The organism is Chryseobacterium elymi (assembly GCF_003385495.1).
In the GTDB taxonomy this organism is placed as follows: Bacteria; Bacteroidota; Bacteroidia; order Flavobacteriales; family Weeksellaceae; genus Chryseobacterium; species Chryseobacterium elymi.
In genome coordinates this window covers 31,785-55,051 of the sequence record NZ_QNUH01000009.1, presented here as the reverse complement: position 1 = coordinate 55,051, position 23,267 = coordinate 31,785, and the positions used below count along the sequence as shown (strand labels likewise).

17 protein-coding genes are annotated in these 23,267 nt (G+C 34.1%); 10 read left to right on the top strand and 7 right to left on the bottom strand.

Going from position 1 to position 23,267, the window contains the following annotated elements; genetic code table 11:
* Positions 1 to 206: 206 nt before the first annotated feature.
* The 3 genes from DRF60_RS11950 to DRF60_RS11940 all read right to left on the bottom strand — a co-directional run bounded on the left by DRF60_RS11950 (position 207) and on the right by DRF60_RS11940 (position 2,948).
* Positions 207 to 1,304 (bottom strand): DUF695 domain-containing protein, encoded by a 1,098-nt coding sequence (locus DRF60_RS11950; RefSeq protein WP_116012289.1) that lies wholly within the window; start codon positions 1,302 to 1,304, stop codon positions 207 to 209.
* 3 nt (positions 1,305 to 1,307) lie between these two features.
* Entirely contained in the window at positions 1,308 to 2,534 is a 1,227-nt protein-coding gene (gene hutI, locus DRF60_RS11945; RefSeq protein WP_116012288.1) for an imidazolonepropionase, read from the bottom strand.
* Positions 2,535 to 2,621: 87 nt separating this feature from the next.
* On the bottom strand, positions 2,622 to 2,948 hold the full coding sequence (locus tag DRF60_RS11940) for a four helix bundle protein (RefSeq protein WP_202974458.1): 327 nt from the start codon (positions 2,946 to 2,948) through the stop codon (positions 2,622 to 2,624).
* A gap of 203 nt (positions 2,949 to 3,151) precedes the next feature.
* On the opposite strand from DRF60_RS11940, the gene ruvB reads away from it, so the two are divergent.
* From ruvB to coaE, 4 genes are read left to right on the top strand one after another with little or no spacing between them, the layout of a single operon-like run.
* On the top strand, positions 3,152 to 4,174 hold the full coding sequence (gene ruvB, locus DRF60_RS11935) for a Holliday junction branch migration DNA helicase RuvB (protein WP_116012287.1): 1,023 nt from the start codon (positions 3,152 to 3,154) through the stop codon (positions 4,172 to 4,174).
* Positions 4,175 to 4,180: 6 nt separating this feature from the next.
* The gene (locus tag DRF60_RS11930; protein ID WP_116012286.1) at positions 4,181 to 4,792 is read left to right on the top strand and encodes an FMN-binding negative transcriptional regulator; all 612 of its coding nucleotides are present in this window, start codon (positions 4,181 to 4,183) and stop codon (positions 4,790 to 4,792) included.
* A 15-nt stretch (positions 4,793 to 4,807) separates the two neighbouring features.
* On the top strand, positions 4,808 to 5,674 hold the full coding sequence (locus DRF60_RS11925; protein ID WP_116012285.1) for an MBL fold metallo-hydrolase: 867 nt from the start codon (positions 4,808 to 4,810) through the stop codon (positions 5,672 to 5,674).
* Between the two features lie 9 nt (positions 5,675 to 5,683).
* Positions 5,684 to 6,313, top strand: coding sequence for a dephospho-CoA kinase (gene coaE, locus DRF60_RS11920; RefSeq protein ID WP_116012284.1), 630 nt, complete (start codon positions 5,684 to 5,686; stop codon positions 6,311 to 6,313).
* Between the two features lie 85 nt (positions 6,314 to 6,398).
* On the opposite strand, the gene DRF60_RS11915 is transcribed toward coaE, so the two are convergent.
* Genes DRF60_RS11915 through DRF60_RS11905 form a run of 3 tightly spaced genes read right to left on the bottom strand, consistent with a single transcriptional unit; the run spans position 6,399 to position 11,660 of the window.
* Positions 6,399 to 7,241, bottom strand: coding sequence for a thiopeptide-type bacteriocin biosynthesis protein (locus DRF60_RS11915; protein ID WP_116012283.1), 843 nt, complete (start codon positions 7,239 to 7,241; stop codon positions 6,399 to 6,401).
* 3 nt (positions 7,242 to 7,244) lie between these two features.
* On the bottom strand, positions 7,245 to 9,467 hold the full coding sequence (locus tag DRF60_RS11910) for a lantibiotic dehydratase family protein (RefSeq protein ID WP_116012282.1): 2,223 nt from the start codon (positions 9,465 to 9,467) through the stop codon (positions 7,245 to 7,247).
* A complete protein-coding gene (locus DRF60_RS11905) occupies positions 9,468 to 11,660 on the bottom strand; it encodes a prolyl oligopeptidase family serine peptidase (RefSeq protein WP_116012281.1) in 2,193 nt (730 codons plus the stop codon).
* Between the two features lie 385 nt (positions 11,661 to 12,045).
* On the opposite strand from DRF60_RS11905, the gene DRF60_RS11900 reads away from it, so the two are divergent.
* From DRF60_RS11900 to DRF60_RS11875, 6 genes are all read left to right on the top strand, one after another.
* Positions 12,046 to 13,779 carry a helix-turn-helix domain-containing protein gene (locus tag DRF60_RS11900; protein WP_116012280.1) on the top strand — a complete coding sequence of 578 codons (1,734 nt, stop codon included), beginning with the start codon at positions 12,046 to 12,048 and terminating at the stop codon, positions 13,777 to 13,779.
* 280 nt (positions 13,780 to 14,059) lie between these two features.
* Positions 14,060 to 14,188 (top strand): hypothetical protein, encoded by a 129-nt coding sequence (locus DRF60_RS21775; protein ID WP_262510876.1) that lies wholly within the window; start codon positions 14,060 to 14,062, stop codon positions 14,186 to 14,188.
* A gap of 50 nt (positions 14,189 to 14,238) precedes the next feature.
* Positions 14,239 to 14,763 (top strand): hypothetical protein, encoded by a 525-nt coding sequence (locus DRF60_RS11895; protein ID WP_116012279.1) that lies wholly within the window; start codon positions 14,239 to 14,241, stop codon positions 14,761 to 14,763.
* A 320-nt stretch (positions 14,764 to 15,083) separates the two neighbouring features.
* Positions 15,084 to 15,728, top strand: coding sequence for a hypothetical protein (locus DRF60_RS11885; RefSeq protein WP_116012277.1), 645 nt, complete (start codon positions 15,084 to 15,086; stop codon positions 15,726 to 15,728).
* A gap of 199 nt (positions 15,729 to 15,927) precedes the next feature.
* Positions 15,928 to 16,455, top strand: a complete 528-nt coding sequence (locus DRF60_RS11880; RefSeq protein WP_116012276.1) for a TlpA family protein disulfide reductase — start codon at positions 15,928 to 15,930, stop codon at positions 16,453 to 16,455.
* Positions 16,442 to 18,550: a peptidase domain-containing ABC transporter gene (locus tag DRF60_RS11875; RefSeq protein ID WP_116012275.1), complete on the top strand. Its 2,109-nt coding sequence runs from the start codon at positions 16,442 to 16,444 to the stop codon at positions 18,548 to 18,550. Before DRF60_RS11880 ends, DRF60_RS11875 begins: the two co-directional genes overlap by 14 nt.
* Before the next feature lie 307 nt (positions 18,551 to 18,857).
* Here DRF60_RS11875 and DRF60_RS11870 read toward each other — a convergent pair whose 3' ends face one another.
* Complete coding sequence (locus DRF60_RS11870; protein ID WP_116012274.1) at positions 18,858 to 23,249, bottom strand: GEVED domain-containing protein; 4,392 nt, start codon at positions 23,247 to 23,249, stop codon at positions 18,858 to 18,860.
* Positions 23,250 to 23,267 lie beyond the last annotated feature (18 nt).

Here is a 23,267-nt window from a genome sequence, read left to right as displayed (position 1 = left end):
TGGCATAGCCCCGGCAGAAGTACTCAAAGAATAATATGACTGCGTTATTTTCCTTATCAGGGATGTACTTAAGAACTATAGAAAATTACTGTTTTATACAATGAATCAACAGTAATGGGGCCACAATATAAGAAAACTTAAATAAAAAATAAAAATCTAAGGCCGTATTCCGCCTCATTTGCCTTTCACAAAAATGAAATCTTTGTTTAATTTACATTGTAGTGTTCAAAACTCTGCCAGTATTTATCTTTATAAATTTCCAGTGAAATTTTATATTGAGGATTTTCTTTTATGATCTGATCAAAAACTTTGGAAGGTTGCCTGAAATCCTTGCTTGCAAAGTAAATGCTTTTGGAGTTGTCTGCCGTTTCCCTGCCGATATACAAATGACCCTCTTTTGGTTTAAGAAGCTCTACTGCATAGTCTTCAATGGTATTCATGGTATTGTAATCTGCTTCTTCCGGAAAACCGTTATTGTTCTTTCCATCATAAGAAATCTTCAGGACTGAGATCCACGGATAGGAAGCCTTTGCATCATATTTTAATAAAGAAGCATTCACCGTAGCCATAAGCGGCATCCCATTTTCTAAAGTCGCTTCAAGAAGAGAAAACTGATCTTCATTTTCTAAAATCTGTGAATCTTTATACTTTTCGGTAAATTCTCTTTCTCTCCAGAGAAGAAATTCTTTTAGTTTTTCTATTGGAATCAGTTCCTGCTCCACTTCACTTTTACCTATAATGCTGAAAGTATCAATTTGTGTAGCAAAATTCAATTCGCCCAGGAAATTATCCAGAAAAATACAGATCCCTGTCGTAGCCGATTCTCTATTTTCTTCATTTAAATTTTCATAAACAAAGACCAGATCAATCTCATCCGGATAACCTTCTATGTCATTGGAATAAAAGCAGATGTTGTTTTTTGTAAACTCTAAACCGCCCATTTTCAATCCAATATTTTCAATATCCGTTTCGGGCTTGAGTGCTGTAAACTTCCAATGATCAATCTTAGGAGCAGCGGCAACAAGTTCTTCGGCAAAAATTATTTTTTTCACATCACCTTCTACCGTAATAATAAGTTCGGCCGTATCTTCATCACACATTCCTGACAGGAAATAGTAACCGTCATTTATTTTGGTAAGTTCAGGAGATATAACATCAAAAAACTGTTCTTCAATATGTTCTCTGCCTTTTACAACTTCAAAAAAAGTTTTCTCTTTTGTTAAAAACCAATCCCAGAAATCCTTATATGTTTTGGTTTCTTTTTCCGGCTGTTTTTTGCCTAAGATCTTATCAAAAATGCCCATAATCTAATGATTAAGATTTCCGCTGATATAAACATTCTCAGCATTCAGGCTTCCCTGATTGTAAAGAACATTCTGAAAATTATCGGTTTTAAATGTTACAAAATCTGCTTTTTTACCCGCTTCCAGTTTTCCTATATCTTCAAGACCCAATGCATAGGCTGCACGGAATGTCATTCCCGCCAATACCTCAGCAGTCGTTAATTTCTCAAATGTAGCCAAAATAGAAGCCTGGGTAATTAAATTTCCCATCGGGGCAGATCCCGGATTCCAGTCGCTGGCGATTGCTACAATAGCTCCTGCATCCAGTAATTTCCTGGCCGGAGTGAATTTTTCTCCCAGTCCTAAGCTTGCTCCCGGCAATGCCGTAGCCACTGTATCTGACTGTGCTAAAAACTCAATATCTTCATCAATAGTGGCTTCAAGATGATCTGCAGATTTTGCGCCCACCTCCACTGCAATTCGGGAGCTTCCCGGTGTAAACTGGTCTGCATGAACCGTAACCTCAAAACCTAAATCTTTAGTTTTAAGAAGGAAATCTTTACTTTCTTCAGGCTGGAATGCAGATTTCTCTATAAATATATCTACACGCTGTGCCAGTCCCTCTTTTTTTACTTTTGGCAGAATTTCTGTAAGGATATATTCTAAATATTCCTGATTCGTCCCGTCAAAGTCTCTTGGTTTGAGATGAGCAGAAAGACATGTTGGAACCAACCTGGCTTTTGTCTGACCCTGTGCTTTTTTAATGATTCTGAGCATTTTCAGTTCATTTTCCACATCTAATCCGTAGCCACTTTTTATTTCAATGGTCGTAATTCCTAATGAAATCAGAAAGCTGATCCTTTCTACCAATGTCTTTAATAATTCTTCTTCTGAAGCATTTCTCGTGTGCTGCACAGAGCTCCAGATCCCACCACCACTTTCAGCTATTTCAAGATAGGTTTTTCCTGCATTTCGCATAGCAAAGTCATTGGCGCGGTTTCCGCCGAAACAGATATGGGTATGGGAATCTACAAATCCGGGAAGAACAATCTGTTCCCCGTCCATAAGTTCGGTTTCCGTATCTGGGTTTTCAGTCTTTAGCATCTTAAAGTTCCCAACTTTCTGAATCAAGCCATTATTTACCAAAATTCCTCCGTCTGTAATAATATCAATTTGTTCATCGGATATTCTTCCTCTTAACGGAAGATTTGCCAACGTAATGATCTGCTTGAAAGGTCCTATTAATTTCATTTTTAGTTAGGTTTAGATTAAGGTGAAGATTAGAGTTAGGTTTAGATTAATATTGACTGTTATTTTTCAAATAATTGGTCATTTTATTTAAATCAAAATGACCTCATCAATTAGAATATGAATTTGTAAACAATCATTATCAGAAAAGTATTTTACTCTATTTCCGTATATCAAATGACTTTTAGTTTCAAATGCTGACCCTCTGGAAATATCATAAAATCTGCTTTTATCTTTAGCAGTCCTTCTTCCAAAGCCTTCAGCAATATTTGCTGCAATACTTTGTGCAGATCTTCTCAGTTGTGAAGTCAATGCATAATCTTCCTGTTTAGGTAAGTCAGCAGATATAAGAAAACATCTTTCGGCAATTTCAATTGCTTTTTGCCAAACGGGCATTTCTGTAAAATCTTTTATCAATTTAATCTGTAGTTTTTTCTTCTCAAAAATACTTAAAATATCTCAATGTGCTAAATCAAAATCACCTTTAGCCTCATCTATTGTATTTACCTTTGCCTTTACCTCAGCCTTACAATCAACCTTTTTTGAATCCCTGAATTTTCTCAATCTAAACCTCAACCTTAGTCTAAATTTCCTATCTTTGAAGTAAATGAAATGAATTAATGCCAGACTTTTTACATCCAGATAAGGAAAACTACTCACATGAAGAGCTTATGCAGGAGGAGCAGATCCGTCCGCAGAGTTTTAAGGACTTTGCCGGACAGAGAAAAACTTTGGAAAACCTGGAAGTTTTTGTAAGTGCTGCCAAAAGACGTGGTGGTGCTCTTGATCACGTTCTCCTGCATGGTCCGCCGGGTCTGGGTAAGACAACTTTAGCCAATATTATCGCCAATGAGCTTGGGGTAGGATGCAAAGTCACTTCCGGTCCTGTTTTGGATAAGCCGGGAAGTTTAGCCGGCCTGCTGACGAATCTGGAGGAAAACGATGTTCTTTTTATTGATGAAATCCACCGTCTGTCTCCTGTTGTGGAAGAATATCTGTATTCTGCCATGGAGGATTACAAGATAGATATTATGCTGGAAACCGGTCCTAATGCAAGGAGCGTACAGATCGGTCTGAATCCTTTTACTCTGGTAGGGGCAACCACAAGAAGCGGAATGCTGACGAAACCGATGCTGGCAAGGTTTGGGATTCAAAGCAGGCTTGAATATTATTCGGTTGAACTTTTATCGATGATCATTCAGCGAAGCTCAAGGGTTCTGGGAAGTAAGATTTATGAAGATGCAGCGATAGAAATTGCCAGAAGAAGCCGCGGAACACCAAGGATTGCGAATGCTTTATTAAGAAGGGTACGTGATTTTGCCGAGATCAAAGGAAACGGAGAAATTGAAATCAATATTACAAAGTATGCATTGAATTCACTTAATGTGGATGAGTTTGGCCTGGATGAAATGGATAACAAGATTATGCGGGTTATGATTGAGAACTTTAAAGGAAAGCCGGTAGGAATTTCCGCCCTTGCAACCTCAATTGCTGAGAATCCTGAGACTCTGGAAGAGGTTTATGAACCTTTTCTGATCCAGGAAGGATTCATTATCAGAACACCAAGAGGAAGAGAGGTGACCGACAAAGCCTATAAGCATTTAAATATAGCTATACCGAGAAGTCCGGGAGAATTATTTTAACAGTCTATGTTTATTCCAAAATTATACAGAAGTGAAGATCATGATCTGATGAGGGAAATCATCAGAGACAATGCGTTTGCCCTGCTTATTTCTTCTGTTGAAAAAATAAGAGCCACACATTCTATGATGATGCTTAATGAGGATAATCCGGAGAATGTGTATGTGGAAACTCACATCTCAAGAGCCAATCCTCAGGCAAAAACATTAAAGGATGGTGATGAAGTCCTTTGCGATTTCCTGGGAGCTCATACTTATATTTCAAGCAGCTGGTATGATCACATCAATGTTTCAACGTGGAATTATGAAGCTGTTCAGGTGTATGGGAAAGTACAGCTTATGAGTAATAGCGAACTTTATCAGCATCTGGAAAAATTAACTTCGAAATATGAAAATTTCCAGAAGTGCCCTGTCATGGTAAAAGATATGGGGAGAGAGTTTGTGGAAAAGGAAATGAAAGGTGCTTTCGGACTGAAAATAATTCCGACAGAAATATTCATCAAGCAAAAGCTTTCTCAAAACAGAAAGGATCATGATTATCAGAACATTATCTCTGAACTTGAAAATTCGGATGAGAATGGAAGAAAAATTGCTGAGAAAATGAAATTAATAAAGAAATAATAATCAAAAATATATATGAAGCTATATCCAATACAATGTGGAAAATTTAAACTGGACGGCGGTGCCATGTTTGGAGTCGTCCCAAAGAGTCTGTGGGAAAAAACCAATCCTGCAGACGAAAGAAACCTGATTGACCTGGGAACAAGATCCCTGCTTATAGAAGACGGCAAGAAACTGATTCTTGTAGACTGCGGTCTTGGAAATAAACAAGATGATAAATTCTTCGGGCATTATTCGCTTTGGGGAGACGATAATCTTGATAAAAATTTAAAGAAATTTGGTTTTGTAAAAGAGGATATTACGGATGTATTTCTTACGCATCTTCACTTTGATCATTGCGGAGGTGCTATTGAATGGAATGATGACAGAACGGGATACAGACCGGCTTTTAAAAATGCTCAGTTCTGGACAAATGAAAACCACTGGCAATGGGCTACAGAACCAAATGCAAGAGAAAAAGCCAGCTTTCTGAAAGAGAATATTCTTCCGATGCAGGAAAGCGGACAGCTTAACTTTTTACCTCTTCCTACTACAGGAAATTACGGTTTTGCTCCCGACCTGAAAATGGATGTGATCTTTGTAGACGGACATACGGAAAAACAGATGCTTCCGGTGATTCAGTATCAGGAAAAAACAATTGTTTTTGCAGCGGATCTTATTCCTACTGCGGGGCACATTAACCAGGTTTATGTGATGGGGTATGATACGAGACCTCTCCTAACCCTGGAGGAAAAAGGAAAGTTCCTGAAGCAGTGTGTAGACAATGAATACCTTCTGTTCTTTGAACATGATGCCCATAATGAACTGGCAAGTCTTAAAATGACTGAAAAAGGGGTAAGGCTAGACGAAATTCATAGTTTTAATGATGTTTTTGGATATTAATTTTTGATTATGGAAGATTTACATTCAGAAACACAAAAACCGGAACCGGAACCGGCAACCAAGGTGATCGGGCTTACCGGTGGTATAGGCTCAGGTAAGACTACTGTTGCCCATTTTATTGAAGACTTTGGATTCCCTGTTTATTATTCCGATGACAGAGCGAAAGCCATTGTGAATGAGAGTGAGGATTTAAAGGTAAAAATAAAGGATTTACTGGGTGATGAAGCTTATGATGCGAACGGGCTGTATGACAGGAAAATTGTCGCAGAAAAGGTTTTCAGTAATAAGGAACTGCTTCATGAATTAAATGAGATTATTCATCCTGCGGTACGCATTGATTTTGAAGAATGGCTTAAAAAGCAGACTAAATATCTGGTCTTTAAAGAAACAGCCTTATTATTTGAATTAAAACTGAACCGGCAGTGTTACAAATCGCTTTTAGTCACTGCTGAAGATAATATCAGAGCCAAAAGGGTAATGGACAGGGATGGAAAAACCTACCGCGAAGTGGAATCTGTCATGGAAAAGCAAATGCCTGAAAAGGATAAGATAAAACTGGCAGACTATATTATCCATAACAATACCAACTTAGAGGATCTTAAGGAACAGACCGAACAGATCATCTTTAGTATTGAATAAAAAAAGCCTCGTTAGGATTTTCTAGCGAGGCTTTTTTATGTAAAGTTTAAAATACTGATGCAATATTGTAATGAAGCTTTTCTTACTAATCCCTATAGGCACAGGTTTTATAATATCTTAGCAAATAATCATAAATTACCATTTCAAATAATCTTTGACTGGAAACAAAAAGCCTGTTGATATTCATATGAAAAATACTTTGGAAAAAATTCTGTAAAGATATTCCTAAGGAATCATTTTCATAGTGGGATATGATATTCCGAAAAACAATACTACTTTCTTCAATATTAGAAATAATAGTTTCTCTTTCCTCTGAAAATTCTTCTGATTGAAGAAAGTCTAGATATTTTGGTTTAAAGTTTCGATACTTTTTATCAAGCTGAGAGTTGAGCTTTTTATCGGCATTAAATTCCTTTTTAAAAGAATCATTAAAATCTTTGATCCAATCCAGTTTTTCTTGGACTGAAAAATGAAGTCTATTTAAAATTTCATCTATATAGAAAAGAGATACAATTATTTTTTCCTCATCGTCGTAATCCAGACATTGTAGGGTAAATTCACTGTTTTTGCAAAATAGAGTTTCAGCTTCTTTGATGGTATTTTCCCCGTAACGTTCAAGCTCCCGGTTATAGGTATCGATTAAAACATTTGAAATCTCACCGCTTTCTATATATTCCTGTAGAGTCTCATTGATTTTGTCAAGAATGTTGCTGTAATCACCAATATTCCTTAACAAAAACCTTATTCTCAAATGTGGTTTCGGATCATTATAGCGTATAAAAAACCATTTTGAAATATAACTGTTTTCCTGAAAATCTTCTACTAAGGTCTTTATTGTTTCTTCTAAAATGAGATCAGCAGTTTTTACTCCTGTATAGATTTTCAGGTAGAGCCACTCACTCCCGACAGTAAAAATTCTTTTCACCATAAGCTATAATCTCTCGCTTTTATATATTGAAAAAATAAACTCACGTCTAAAGTCATCATTTTCGTTAAATAGAAATTCTTCGATGGTAATTGATTTCTTCTTTTTTACAGTTTCAACAAACAGCCTAGCTATATCATAATTTTCTAGGTTAAGGGTCAAAGTATTATCCCAATCAGCCCATTGAATCAAGGCTGGAATTTTCCTTTTTTCTCTCCATTCTGACAGCTCATTCAAAAAATAATCTTTATCCGAAATTATTTCCTCTAAAAGGACAACATCCTTATCTGTAACCTTCCATTGCGCTTTCGAAATAATGATATTTTTATATTCTATTCTTGGTAGAAATTTATAAATATGCTCTAATCCTCCCCAAGTAAAATATAATCCGTCCCGTATATCCTGGGAGTAAAGATCTGAAAGGAAATGATAAACCGGTAAAGTATTGCTGGAATAATTATGGGCGTTTGTCAAATAGGGTTTCACTTCCTTGTTCAGCTTTTTGGAACGTAAAACAATCCTTTCATTTTTCAAAGAAATGTATAAATCATTTACTGATATTTGATTTTCTTTTGGTAATACAGATTGTGCCAAATAGGGAATTTCATATTGTCTCAGGGTTGGTCTTCTGATCACATTTCCAATTCTTGCTTCAGGTAAATGAATGATTTCTGCCAGAATACAATCAGAATTTAGTTCTTCTTCTTTTTCTGTAATTATTTTTGACAGATTTTGTACATCTGACCTTTCCGAACAAAATCTTCCTAACAGATTCGCAGAGCTGCTTCCCGTACTATTATTTAAAAACAGTTTTTCCTGTTTATTCTCCGAAATAATTTCTGTTAAAAAAGAAATTGTATCAGGTAAATCATCCCAATTTTCTTCAAAATCTTTGAAATCTCTGTCCGACAGTTCGATTTTATACTGATTTTCCAGTAAAGCATTTTGTAGTTTTTCATTAAGAATTGTATAGACCGGACTCAATTCAATATGTAAGTTTTGATCTTTTTTAGAAATTGAAAGTTGCAAATCTTCTAAATAGGAATGAAGTCCCTTTGTGAAAGCATCTTGTTTATAACCAATTCCAACTTCGGCATCAAGGACATACAATAAAGGCATTTCCTGTGTTTCAAATCTTTCGTTAAATGCTTTTTTGAATTTTTTTAAATGGTTATTTTTTTGAATCTTGTTTATTTTATTCAAAAAGCTAATTCCTTTTTTTATCTCTTTTTTCCAATAATTAGGCAAAACACACTGGCTTTCAGAATACAAATCAGTCTGAAAAAGATATTTTTGTTCATATTCTGTATCAAAAGATTTAATTAATCCTTCGATTTCAGCATATTTTGAGACAGGATTTCCAATATTTTGATCCAATTCAGTTAATTTATTTTTTACAGAAATTAGAATATGCATTTCTTTTTCTGCTTTTATTCTTTGCAGAACGGAGATAATAACCTCCAGAAAATCTTTTCCTGATACATTGGGCTCCAGCTCACTTATAAGAACCTGGTTATCTATTAGTTCTTCTATAAATTCTAAAGCTTCTTCTTGAGTTATTTCATTATCAATGAGGGTTTCTGCAAGTTGCTGTAGGGTTTTTCCTTCTTTTGACAGTTCAAGTATCTGTTGTAATTCTATGGAAAGTGGTGCCGATGAAATAATGTAATCTCTTTTTCCACCGGTATACTGATATTCTACATAACGGATTTTGTTTCCCAGCGTATAGATGCTATTGTTTGGAAATAACAATAACTTACTCCTTATTTCAGGTAATTGCATAAAATGCTGAGCTAAGGAAACAAGGAAACGCATATCCAATTTAGTATCTCTAATTAATTGGCCCGCTTTTGTTTGATTCGGATTATTTACAAATTGTTTATTTGTTATCTCTTCATTAAATTCCCCTAAACTAACACCAGAAAATAAGCCAAATGGCGTACAACGAGTACTCATTCGGCTATAATACTTTAATATGGTATGCTTTAGTGTTTGGTAGTCTTTTGGTAAAAAATGTTTTTCTGAATTGATCCATTTAGCCAACTCATTATACAAATATGGTGAGGCTAAATAAATTGCTTCCTGAAATATGAGATTGGTACAGATTTCCTTTAGCTCTGAATCAGTAATTTCATTTTTGCTACTTATTGTTTGCTGAAATTTTTTATGTGAAAAGAAAGGAGTACGTATTACAAACTCATTAAAAAATTGGTAAGGAAAACGAGACATCTATTTCTTTATACTTTCTTTAGGTTGATAATCAGGATGCCCTAATTGCCAGAATGCAAAGGCAAAAATATCTCCTAGGTTAGCATATCGTTGTGCTACAGGAACATTACCCGAATGGCCTCCTTCAAAATCTATTTTTAAAAGAATAGGATTATTAGATGCATCATTAGCCATTAGCTTAGCAGCAAATTTTACAGGTTCCCAAACAGTAACTCTCTCATCATTTATTCCTCCTGTAATATAAGTAGAAGGATATTTGACTCCTTTTTTAATGTGATGGTAAGCATCCATTTCCAATAAAGCTTTAAATTCTTTCGGATTTTTTACCGTTCCAAATTCTTTAGCATTATTATTGGGTGTAAATTCATCCCGAATAGCATTAGTCATTCCTACTTCAAGAATTACAGCTTTGAATAAATCTGGTCTTTCTGTCATAGCTCTACCTACTGTAATTCCTCCGGCACTTGCTCCCCAAATGGCGACTTTATCTTTTGAAGTATACTTTTCATTAATTAAATACTCTGTACAGTCTATTAAATCTCTCCATGTATTGGGTTTTGTTTCTTTATATCCTCCCAAACGCCACTTTTCACCTTTTTCACCTCCTCCCCTCACATGGGCTATAGCCATAATTCCTCCCTGAAGTGCCCATAGCATATATCCTTTAGCAAAATACGGACTGTTAGACATTCCATAGGAGCCATAGCTATCTATCAAAGTTGGACTTTTACCATCCTTTTTAATATTTTTATTGTAGATCAGAGATAATGGAATTTCTTCACCATCTCTTGCTTTCACCGTAATTTCCTTAACAATAATATCACTGAATTCTGGATATTCTAATATAGGCACTAGATTTTCCAAAGAAAATGTATTTGTTTTTGCATTATATCTGAAACGCTGTTCATCATTTGCCCAACCAGAACAAGTGACCCAAATGTCTGAATAATCTTTTCCTTTGGATTGAAGATCAATATTTCCAGATACGTAAGGAAGCTGAATCGGAATATCTTTTCCATCTTTATATAGATACAGTTTAGCTTCTATCCCATTCTTTGTTGTTGTATAATAAATTCCATCTTTTGTTATAACAAACTTTTTGATTACTTCATCTTTTTTTTCCTGTATCAAAATAAAAGGATTTTTAAAATCTAAAGCATTTATATTTGTTCTACACAATTTATAGTTAGGTGAATTATATCCTGATAAAAAAAAGATTTCTTCACCTAATACTTGAGAATTAAAGGCTTTATCTTCCTTTTGATAAAATGGTTTCCAATTTTTCTCTCCCTTGTATAAGTCTTCTTTTTTTATGATAAAAGTTCTGCGATATTTATCCATATCAGCTAGTATTCCTATATAATATTTATCATCTTGATTATATGTTAAAATAATAGGATATTGATCTTCATCTATTTTCAAATCAGGGTTATTCTTCCTTGAAAATACATCATGTAGTTTTTTGGGATTTTCACCTATCACATATAATATAGACTGTGTATTTTTATTAAATTGATTTGATGTAATATCTGAAATTGGAAAATAAACATAAATAAAACCACTGTTATCGTCCAACCATTTGATTCCTCCAATTGTTCCTGGTTCTGTGTTGGTAATAGTTTTAGGGTATATATATTTACTATTCACCTCCATAATAATTACCTCAGACATTTCTTTCCCTTTTTCTGATATAGAAATTGCCAACCTATTTCCATTCCAACTAGGACTAATTAGATTGACTATAAATTCGCACTTATTATTGAGGTTAACGTTTTCTGATAATGACGCAAAATAAGTTGGATCATAGAGTAATTTTTCTTCACCAGCAAATCCATCTCTGTAATAAACCTTTGCTATTTTTTCTTCTGCGTTCTGTTTCAGATAAAAGTATTTGTCATTATTAGTTATTTTGAGATTAGAAACAGAATAACCTTGTTTTTTATCAAATTCTAATCGTTTTTCTGAATAATAATTTCTCTTATGTATTTTATTAAGTATGGAATTGGTATAACTGGTTTGAGACTTCATCCAATTAATTGTTGAAGAATCTTTTAAATTTTCTAAATTTCTATACTCATCTAATATTTTAACTCCATAGTACTCATCCACAACAGGCTGTGATATTGCCAAATTATTCTTTTGAGCAAGTATAGAAATGGTAAAAAAATAAAAAATAAAAAATAAAACTTTCATATTATAGAAAATTACCTACCACTTAATGTATTATTTATAGGTTTTGTGACAGGATCATCATCACTATTAAAATTTAATTGATTACCAGAACCACCATAAATTTTCTTCATGTTATTAATCTTGATTAATTGTATTTTTTTAGAGATAACTTCTTTTTTTCTTGATTTTTCTTTTTCATTATTTTAAATTTTAACAGCTTAATTGCTATACAAAGAAAGCGTTTTTTTTTAAATTAGGACAAAAACACATCAATAGATTTATAAATCTATAGTAATAAGGCAAAATGTAAAACACTGATAATCTTTATTTTTAAAATATATTTTTACAAATTCACTATTAAGTACATTTTTCACTTCAGAAAACAATATTTTTGTATATATCCAAAATGATGAAATTCATATTTCCACTATTATTATTTAGTAATTTGATTTTTGCTCAAAGAAATATATTTGATACTTTAAAAAAATCCAATTACCCTGAATTAAAAAATAACTTTTATCATTTTTTTGATAATGATAAAAGTTATGAGGCTAAAATAATTGCACAATATTATTTAGAAAAAGCAAAAAAAGACAAAAACAGTATCCAAATTGCTGAAGGTTATAACCTTATGCATTTTAATGAAGATTTCCCTACAGCTTTAAAATACGTTGATAGCCTTACAGCTGTAACAAAAAATGTAGCAGGAGATTTGTACCCCGCCAGAACTTATTTAATAAAAGGAAATCTATATTACAAATATGATAACTTAAAAGCTGCATTAGATAATTATGTTTTAGGGCTTCAACATGCTAAAATTCAGAAAAATAGAAGTCAGATCGCATATGCTAATATGAATATAGCATATCTGAATACCTATATAGGTAAAAATTTGGAAGCTGCTAAAACATTCAGGTATTACTTATATAATGAAAATAATATAACGGATGAATACCAGCATAATCAAATGCGTGTTAGCCTTATAAATTGTTATATTGAAATTAATAAACTGGATTCTGCTAATATACTAATCCAAGAAGCCTTAAAGTCTTCATTTGTAAATAAAAATAAATACAGCCTTAATCAATATTTGTATTTGTCCGGATATTCTAACCTTAAACAGAAAAAATATAAAACTGCCATTGCTGAGCTCTCAAAAGCCAATGATTATTTTGCTCGTATTGATGATAATACTTCAAATTATATACTATATAGTCTAGGAAAGTGTTATGAAGGATTAGGAGACAAGGTTAAAGCAGTCAAAAATTTTGTTAAACTTGATTCTATAATACAGAAAAGCAATAATACTTTTCCTGAACTCCGTGAAGTATACACTTATCTTATAGATTATTACAAAGAAAAGAATGATAAAGAAAAACAATTGTATTATATTGACAGGTTTCTAAAAGTAGATAAAAAACTCGATGAGCAATTCAAATATTTATCTACAGAGCTCCCTAAGAAATATGACACTCCCAATCTTTTACAGGAAAAAGAAGGCATTATTAATGACTTAAGGAACAGAAAAACAATTCTAAATGTATCTGTTGGTTTTCTATTGATAATACTTCTGCTACTCTCATTCTTATATTACAGATCTAAGAAAACAGAAAAGCAGCACAGAAAAATTGCGCAGGACCTCATCAATTCCATTGAGATGAAAAATCTTGAAACTCCTCCGGTAACTCAATTAGCTCCAAGCCCTTCTCCTGCTATTGTACAAGTCGAAACAGAGGATAAAGTAACAGAAGATAAAACAGCTAAAACAACTCCAGATGATGTCACGCAACTCATTTTAAAAGAATTGGAAGCTTTCGAAGCTAAAGAGCTTTTTTTAAAAAAAGGTATTACATCTGCCAGCTTAGCAAAAAGTATAAAGACCAATACTACCTATCTGTCGGAGATCATCAATACCCAGAAAGGAAAAAACTTTGCAGCTTATCTCAATGATCTTCGTATAGATTATGCACTAAACAGGCTGATAAAAGATAAAAAATTCCGTTCATACAAATTATTGGCTATTGCAGAAGAACTAGGCTATAATAATGAACAGGCATTTTCTCTGGCTTTTAAGAAAAAAACAGGAATCACACTTTCTGTCTATATCAAAGAGATTGAGAAGTCTAACAACTCACAATAACACATTAATCATTTCATTTTCAGTATTTTAAAATCTCAATATTTATAAATCTATAGCTTTAAATTTATAAATCTACGATTCATTTACTTTTTTGGTGTTTTGTCATTTTGCATCTTTGCTTCAGGTAAAAACACAAAGATTTATTTTTTGTATGTGTACAGTATAAAAAATAAAGATACCCGCTGGCCAGCAAAAAAGCCCATGTCAGGGATTGTATGACAAAACAAATTTTATTAAATTTAAAATATTAGACAAAATGAAAAAATTAAATGTTTCTCAAATGGAGAATTTACAAGGTGGTAATCCAAAATGTACATGGGGATATGCCGGAACATTAGCTGCTATGTCTGCATTAGCTGGCGGAGCAGGAATTTTTGTTTTTGGAGTTGGAATGTTACTTTGTGACTAAACTGTAATTCACTAGAAGGGAAATTTCCCTTCTAGTTTTAATATTGAGAAATGAATTTTATAGAAAAAATTAAAATAAAAGAACAAAAGCCCAAAGTAATTTTTGGAAGATATTTTCTACCTTTTTCTTTAAACGAGTGCTTTTTATTGTTCACATTCCTACTTTTCTTTTCTTTTGTACTTATCGCTTTCATTAAAAGTGATTTCAGTATAGTTGGAATGTTTTCTTTTCTAATATATCTTTTTATTTTAGTTAAAATTATCTATCAGAGATTTTTTAAAGAAATAAAAACAAATCTGTTACTTAAAGATAATAATACAATTATTGAAGATATTGCAAGTAAACAGAAAGTTGTATATGAATCAAAAGAAACATTAGGCCTCTATATTTTTGAAATTCCTTATAAAAAGGATACCGAATATATTATAATTATGTGTGAAAACAACAAAATTTTCATAAACAATTTTTACGGTAGAAAACTATATAATTCTAATTCCAAAAGTATAAATTCAATAAAGAAATTAATTTTATTAAAAGCTGAAGCTTTATCAAAACAAAGAATTAGTACCTTTTAATAAATGAAACTTATTTGTTCTTTTCAAACAGTTATGAAAACTATATTATTAACACTGAATTTTGTACTAGCCATAATAATTATTTTGGATCTATTTCACAAATATAAATTGTCAGATATTCAAATACAAATTTGTTACTTTCTTTTAGGATTATTATCAGCTTATAATTTGATTAAAATAATTAAACCAAATAAGAAAAATTAGTTTACTCATAAATAATATTCACTATAAAACTTTCTAAAACACTTTTCACAGTTTCAAGCCTCGAGTTTCTTAATTCATAATTCTAAAAGAATTAATATTCAACTTATTTTACACAAATGAAAAACTTCATATTTTTCATAAGCATCGTCTTATGCTATTTCTTACTGACTTATTTAGACAAAACTTTTATTACTACAAATTCAAAGATAATAGATTTCCTTGCTAAAGATTATCCAAACGAAGTAATACAAAACTACATGGAAAGCCAGAAAAAATGGTGGTGGGTAAGCTATGCAACAATACCTTTACTTATTGGAGTCAAAGTTCTACTGGTAACTTTCTGCCTGAACTTTATTAAACTCTTTGATTTGCCGGGATTAGAAAAAGTAAAATTTTCAGATATAATAACCCTTGTTTTAATAGCAGAATCTGTCTTTATCATAGCAGGCTTTTATAAGTTTGTTAATTTCTATTGGATCGATACAGATTATACGCTGGAAAATCTGCAAACCTATTATCCCATCTCATTATTAAATATGAAAGAATACATTTCAGTTGAGAAATGGCTTGCTTATCCTTTACAGCTAGTTAATCTATTTGAATTATTCTATTGGGGAATTCTCGCCTGGGGAATCTGGGAACTTTCTGAACAAAAAATCAGTTTCAAAAAATCTATAGGTTTAACAACAATCACTTATGGAATTGGTCTGCTGTTCTGGGTAGGTGTGGTTTCATTTTTTATACTAAATGCCCAATACTGATATGCTAAATCCTAAATATAGAGCGTATGTTTTCCTCTTTATAGCCATTCTCAATGCCATTGTACAGGTGTATGAAAAAACAAGCATATGGACTTGCATAAGCGCAGGATGCTTTTTAGTTCTGGCCATAATGCAGGTAGCAAAATATCATAAGAATAAAAAATAAGGTGCTCTAGCACTCCTTACAATACTTAAAGAAATGAAAAACAATAAACTTTTAAAAATATCGGCTGTTATTTTTCCAATTCTGTTGATTGGGTTAATGGCATATTTATTTTTTAACTTCCAGAAGAGAAAAGAAAAAATAGACGCATTGAAGAACATCCCTTCATTTAGCCTTACAACTATTGATGGAAATTCTTTCACCCAACACAATTTAGTTAATGAACAGACTAAAGTCATAATATATTTCAATCCCAGCTGTCATTTTTGTCAGGCAGAAGCAGATGAGTTATCTAAAAGTTATAACACTTATAAAAATATTCAGTGGATATGGGTTGCCAGTGAGCCTTTGGAAGAAATTAAACAATTTGCTGCCAAATATAAGCTGGATAAGCAAATGAATATCTATTGGTGTCATGATGAAATGGCAACACTTTATCAAAAATTAGGGATGAACAGTGTTCCTTATTTCTTAGTTTATGATAATAATAATCACCTTATCAAACGAAACTCCGGAGCTATAAAATTAGAAAAAATCATAAACAACTTTGATGAAAGAAAATAAACTTATAAAAAAGACATTCTCTCTTCAAAAAGATTTAACCGATTGCGGAGTTGGATGTCTACAATCCCTAGTCCAATATTATGGAGGTAATATTTCCTTAGAAACTCTACGTGAAAAAAGCGGAACAGCTAAAACAGGAACTACACTTTTAGGATTGCATCAATGTGCTAATTCTATAGGTTTTGAGGCAGAAGGATGTGAAGCCGATGTAGATGCCCTTATTGAACATGGAGAACCTGTTATTTTACATACTATTATTGATCAAAAATTTGAACATTATGTTATATGCTATTGCTACAATCTTTCTGAAAATCATCAATTTCTTATCGGAGATCCTGCAAAAGGTTTAGAATACTGGACAAGGGAATATCTGGAAGAAGTATGGCAGTCTAAAACCTGTCTTACTCTAAAGCCCAATGATCAGTTTCAAAAAAAAGAACAAACAGAAACAGAGAAAAAAAAATGGCTCAAAAATCTCATCAAAGAAGATCAGGAAGCCATTTATACTATTATTTTTCTTGGGCTTATTTTCTCATTACTGGGAATGTCAATGTCTATTTTTTCACAGAAATTGATAGATGATATTCTGCCAAAGAAAAAAACATCCGTTTTATTGTTAAGCATTTCATTTCTTGGATTTCTACTTTTTGCAAAGGTAATTATTCAGGCATTGAGGGAACTTTATATTATTAAGCAAAGTAAGTCATTTAATGAGAGGATTAATAAAAACTTTTACTCTTCTCTTCTTCACCTTCCGAAAATGTTTTTCGATAGCCGAAAAGTGGGTGATTTTGTAGCAAGGCTTAATGACACACAAAGAATACAAACCGTCATAAAACAGCTTATTACCAATACTGCTGTCGATGTTCTGGGCATTTTAATATCCGCAGGCTTTCTTTTCTTCTATTCCTGGAAACTGGCTATGGTATGTATTATTATTTCACCTGTAATTTTCTATATCATCTTCAGTTTTAATAAAAAAATTATTGATGCCCAGAGAAACGTTATGCAGTCCTATAGTATAAACGAGGCAAATTATATTGACAGTATAAGGGGGATAGAAGTTATCAAAGGATTTTCCAAACAGGATATGTTTATAAAAAGGAATGAAACAATATTTGGTCTTTTCCAGGCAAGGATCTTTGAGCTTGGAAAACTTAATCTAACCATAGCATTATATTCAGGAATGGTTTTGGTTTCCTTTCTTCTTATCATCCTTGGTTTTTCTTCCTATAATGTTTTGAACGGGGAAATTAAAACCGGGGAATTAATGGCTATTATAGGTATTTCAAGCTCATTACTCTCTTCAATTACTAATCTGGCATTGGTAACTATTCCTATCCAGGAAGCTAAGGTAGCCTTTGACAGGATGTTTGAATATTCTTCATTAGAAAAGGAAAAAACGGAAGGCCTGGAAATTACAGAGATTAAATCTATTGACATTGCCAATATTGACTTCAGGTTTAATGGAAGAAGCAGACTATTAAATCAAATTTCTTTTTCTCTTCAAAAGGGAAATATAACGTGTCTTCTTGGAGAAAGTGGAAGCGGTAAAACCACACTGACAGAAATATTACAAAAAAATTATCTTCCTGAAAATGGAGAGATTATCATCAATAAAAATACCCGTTTAAAAGATGTTTCTATAACTAATTGGCGGAGCTTAACCGGTATTGTTCCACAAAATATACAAATGTTCAATGGAAGTATTCTGGAAAACATTATCCTCGAAGAGCAAATTGATCAGCAGAAGCTACAGAAGCTGATTTCACTTGGCTTTGATCAGTTTATTAACTCTTTACCTCAAGCTCTATTAACATTAGTGGGTGAAGAAGGAATCAACTTGTCTGGTGGGCAGAAACAATTACTTGGCTGGATGCGTGCTCTATATCATGATCCGCAGTTTTTAATTCTGGATGAACCTACTTCTTCCTTAGATAAGGAAAATAGAGAATTCATTTATGAATTAATTCAAAAACTAAAATCTGAAAAAGTAATTTTTATCATCAGTCATTATTTAGAAGATCTGAAAGAAATCTCTGATGAGATTTTAACGATAAAGAAAACACAAATCACTAATTATTTAGTTAGTTAACCTGAGTTCGGATAAGACATTTCTGTTTTTAATAAGGTAAGGAAGCCTAAAGAGGGAAGTTATTAAGGTCGTGAAAAATAACGATACCTCGGTTTTTATCAATTTTTTTAAGACTAGTTAATTCAATTTTAAGAAACTATCAGTCTCCCACTTCCAACTTCCAGCACATTAATCTTAATTTTCTTATCCCAAACTCAGGTTATTTAGTTAATTACATCTGATATTACCATCAGGATAAAATTCACCAAATTTCCCCAATAAAAAAGCCCTCATTACTGAGGGCTTACTTGTATTTGAAATTTAAATATTATTCTTTAATAAATTTCTTTTGAACCGTTACACCATTGTCTTCGATATCTATTACATAAATACCATTGATCAATTTGCTAACGTTAATCTGGTTGTTAAGCAGAATACCGTCACTGATAACCTGTCCTGCAGAACTGTAGATCTTATATTTAGCTTTTTTGCTGATATTCTTCACATACAATACTGAGCTTACCGGGTTAGGGTAAATCATGATGTCGGTCTGGTTAAGAGAATTTGGCACTCCAGGTTTAGTGATTCTTACTGAGTAATCCTCTACTTCCCCATTTGCAAAATTAGTACAGTTCACAGGAACTCCGTCTCTCATCATTGCTACTCTCATTACTACATACTTATAGTTCGTCATACTTACGTAAGCGTCTACAGGTACGCTAAATGTTCCAGTAACAGGACTTGTAGTGTTCGGAGGTGATGTAAATACTCTCTCATCAAGATCAAAGTATCCGTTTCTGTTGAAATCTATCCATACTGCAATTCCTTCATTATGGTTAGTTCCGTTCCATTTCTTCTCAATCGTGATCTGATTTCCAGTAGATCCCTGAACCATTTCTATGAATGTGTCAGGTACTCCTGTATAATTTGTATAGCTGGAGGGGCCTGAAGCATTTTCCATTTTAGGTCTTCCAGTTGGAACTACCGTAACTTTGGAAATATGTTCGTTAACAGCATTTTGAGAACCCATTTGACAGTAAGTCACTGTAGGTGTCGTGAAATAATATGGAGGCGTGTATGTACCCGGTGTACCGTTACAGATGTTTACAACCTGCATTTCATATTTCGTTTCTTCTAGTAACCCTGTTATTGTATACGTATTCGTTGTTAAAGGGACATTGGTCCAGCTCGGAATACCTACTTTTCTATATCTCAGGTTATAAGTTGCACCAGGGAAACCTTCCCATGTAACTTCAGCCGATGTAGGGGTAAGCTGAGTGATAGTTAACCCTGGAGGAGGAAGCTCACACGTTCTTTCCGTAGTAAATACTTTAGGATTTGAATATGGGTTAAGAGTATTTTCTCCAACACATTTATTGGCAACTCTTACTTCATATTTTGTATACGGATCTAAACCTGTTAACAAATAAGTGTTAGTAGGAGGAGCAATGTTAGGAACCTGAGTCCAGGTAGCAGTTCCTACTTTTCTCCATTCCAGTGTATATGTGGAGCTCGCTGCAAGTGGCGCCCATGTGATTAATGCAGAGTTTGTCGTAATATTACTTACTGTGACATTTGGAGGTGTAGGATCACATCTTGTTACAAATGTTTTGATCGGTGTAAATGCACCTGCAACATCTCCACAAACAGCAGCTACCTGCACTTCATAGATTGTAGCCGGAGTTAAACCGTTCAATACAAGTGGGATATTGTTAAGCAATGCAGAAGCATATACTTCTGTCCACGCTCCCGGAGGAGGTCCCTGAGTTCTATATCTCACAAGATAAGTAACTGTATTCGGTACTCCTGAGAAAGTAAGTGTAGCAGAATTATGAGTCGCTGTAGTTCCTGGCTGGTTAGGTGTACCATTACTACATGGTCTAATTCTTACCGCATAATCTTCAACCTCTCCATTGACTGCATTCTGACACATTACCGGAGCACTGGTACGTTTAAGAACTACCCTCATTGTAGTTGTAAGCGGACCTGTGTAAGCTGCTCCCGGAACAGTAAAGGTTGCAGTGACAGGAGTTGTAGTATTTGCTGGTGAATTTAAGATCTGCTCTGAAGCTTCAAAAACTCCGTTTCTGTTGTAGTCTATCCAAACAGATACTGCATCATTACTCGTTGAACCTGTCCATCCTTTTGCTATAGAGATTTTATTATTTGCAGATCCAGCATCAAGAGTGATTAATGTTGCAGGGGTTGTATAGCTTGTATAATTATTTTGTACAGTGGTATTGCTCATCACCGGAACTCCAGGGTTGGAAGATGTAACAGTTACATTTGAAATGTGGTCGTTAGTTCCTGTACCTGTCATTGGACAGTATGAAAGCGGTGGTGTCGTAAACTGTACTGTTGTAGAATATGGTCCTGTAGAAGTTCCACATGTAGTAGAAACCTGTACATCATATTTAGTCTGCTCAGCAAGACCCGGGATAGTATAATTATTTACTCCCGGAGCCAAAGTCACAGGTGGAATTGTAAATGTTGCAGCAGTAGCTAACTTCCATCTAATAGTGTAAGTAGCATTCGCAGCCCCCATCCAATAAACAGAAGCTGTAGAAGCTGTAAGATTGGTAACGGTAATATTTGTAGGCGGCGCTGTAGTACAAGCAGGCTGATCAATCAATTTCACAGCATAATCTTCTACTTCTCCCCAAGTGAACGTTCCACAAGGAGCGGCTGTAGCACTTTCTCTTAATGCTACACGCATACGGGTATTAAGATTTCCAGTGTAAACTCCTCCAGCTACATTTGGTACAGTGAAGGTTGCAGTAACAGGAGTAGTAGTATTACTTGGTGAATTCAATACCTGTTCAAAGCTTTCAAAAACACCGTTTCTGTTAAAGTCAATCCATACTCCTGTTCCGAACGACCATTGAGTACCCGGCCAGGATTTTTCAATAGTAACAGTATTAGCTCCTAAGCCTCTTACTAAAGTAATAAGTCTTGCAGGATCTGTAGTGTAATCTGTATAATTGCTAAAATCTGAAGTACTGGTCATTGGTATTGCAGCATTTGGCGTTACAACAACTTTACTGATATATCCATCGATAGTAGAACTTGTAGAATTGGAAGTACAATAAGAAATGCTAGGAGTTGTAAAGGTAGTACTTGTAGAGAATGGTCCCTGTGTTCCACCACAGATTGTAGCAATCTGAACTTCATATTGGGTCTGCTCTGTAAGATTGTTTATTGTATAACTGCTCGCAAGAGGAGTCGTAATATTTACCGTAGTCCAGGTTGTTGCAGCTACAGCTTTATATCTTAGTACATAAGTAGCACCTGTTGAAGGCAACCAGCTCACAAGAGCCGTAGTTGGCGTAACATTTGAAACCGTAATATTACTTGGTGGAGCAGTAGTACATGGCTGTAGACTCATAACGGAAAGTGTAAAGTCTACATAATTACCATAAGGAGCAGATCCGCAAGAAGTTATAGCGCCTATATATGATGTTGCGGTTCTTACTCTGTAATTACCAGGTGCCTGTGTTCCAGGAATAGTAATTGTTGCAGTTCCATTTGTAGCATAGGTCGTCGTTGCTAAAATAGTTTCACCCGGATCATTAAAACTCATATTATTATTCCAGTCAACCCAAACATAATAATAGTAAGTGCTGGTTCCACTATTCAGATTCATCGTCACAGTATTGGTTGGCAATGCTGTAATAACTGAAGCAGTACTATTAACATAAGCTAAATAGGAATTAGCTGAATAATTTAAATTGGTAATTCCTCCTGTTGTAGTTATCGTTTTCAGATAATACGAAGTTGAACTGGAACCTCCCGTAGGTGTACAATATCCTGTAAACACATTCACAGGTCCTATCCATGAACTCTGGTCGGATGTACTACATCTTGATCTTACCCATACATAATAAGCAGTATTGGCTATCAATGGAGAAAGTGTTGTACTTGTTCCTGTAGTAACCGTTTGCGAAGGCGGAGTTGCGGCCGTTGGCGCTATAGGAGATGTGCTGTAATATACATCATACCCTCCTGCTGGTATGGATGAAGGAGCAGTCCAGCTGATTACTGCACTCGTTGGTGTTACCGTTCCTAAAGTTAGCCCTGAAGGAGGTAGACATGAAGGAGCAGCTCCAAAAGTCAATTGAACATTGGGTCTGTTGGAATTAACATTTCCTGTATTAGTTGTAGGAGGTGAATTATCTGTTTCAATATACATGTGCCGTGACGTAGCACTGGAATAAGCAAAAGCACTTCCTGACGTACTTCCAGTACCGGTACCACCATAATCTGTCTCAACCAATACCATTAGATTTTCGGTCCCGTTATAATAAAAAGGAGACTGTAGGGTGAATGTGTTCCATCCTGTAGCGATATTATTGATCGTCCCGCTATACACTAAAGTAGCGCCGGCAGTTGTAGCAGGCCAAGTTTGTGATGTAATAGTGGTTGTAGCAGCCGGAACAGATTTTAAATAAATCTTTACCGGGAAAGTAGCTGTTGTAGCTGTTGTAGCGTTCCATGCAACCGTCTGTACATTTCCGCCTGCAGGCAGGTTAATTTCTGCTGCAGTATAAAGTGATGCATCTCTTTGATACCCATAGTAAACTCCCAAAGGATATCTCTGAGTAGCTGTTCCTGCACCAATAGTGATTGTTTGTGCCTGTGAAAACAGTCCGAAGACCATACAAAGCAATGTTATGAGCATCCTGAAGGGCCTGCTCATTTTACAGAGTAAAAATCCACTCATATTTTTTAAATTTAGTTA